Raw genomic sequence first — 678 nt, 5'->3', positions numbered from 1 at the left:
GCCTGCTCGATGCCATGGTGCAGCTCTCGGTCCTCGATCGCACGCGCACCGCGCCCCCGGCCAGCCCGGCCGACGGCAACCGGCATCTTGTCGCTTCGGGCGCGACCGGCCTCTGGGCCGGGTGGGACCTGAACGTGGCTTTCTGGGTCGATGGGGCATGGATCCGGCTGGTGCCGCGCCCCGGCTGGTTGGTCTGGGTCGCGGCCGAGGGGCGGCTCCTCGTCTGGACCGGCGCGGCCTGGGAGGTGGTGGGCGAGCCCCGCGACGTGTCCGACGCGGTGTTCAGCCTGGTGAACGATGCGGACCCGACGAAGAAGGCCACCTTCTCGCTGGCGGGGATCACAACGGGCACCACGCGCAGCTTCACGTTGCCGAATACCTCGTCCGAACTGGCGATCCTTGCGGGCACCCAGACCTTCACCGGGAACAAGACGTTTTCGGGGACGCTGACGGCCTCGGGCACGGTGACGACATCCGGGGCCACTGCGACCATCGGCACGTCCACCGGCACCGCGACCTACGGGATGGGGACAGGGGCCACGGCGAGCGGCACGACCAAGACCGTGAACCTCGGCACGGGCGGCACTTCCGGATCGACGACGGTCCTGAACATCGGCTCGGCCACCGCCGGGGCGGGCGGGACGACCGTCATCAACACGCCCACCGTGACCTTCGCGA

The 678-nt window shown here is 70.6% G+C and carries 1 protein-coding gene; it reads left to right on the top strand.

Annotated features, from left to right (window positions below):
* On the top strand, nucleotides 1–678 hold a 678-nt coding region (locus tag EZM81_RS18020), incomplete at both ends, for a DUF2793 domain-containing protein (protein WP_136646740.1).

The organism is Tabrizicola sp. YIM 78059 (genome assembly GCF_004959785.1).
Lineage (GTDB): Bacteria > Pseudomonadota > Alphaproteobacteria > Rhodobacterales > Rhodobacteraceae > Tabrizicola > Tabrizicola caldifontis.
This window is presented reverse-complemented; position numbering and strand designations above follow the sequence as displayed.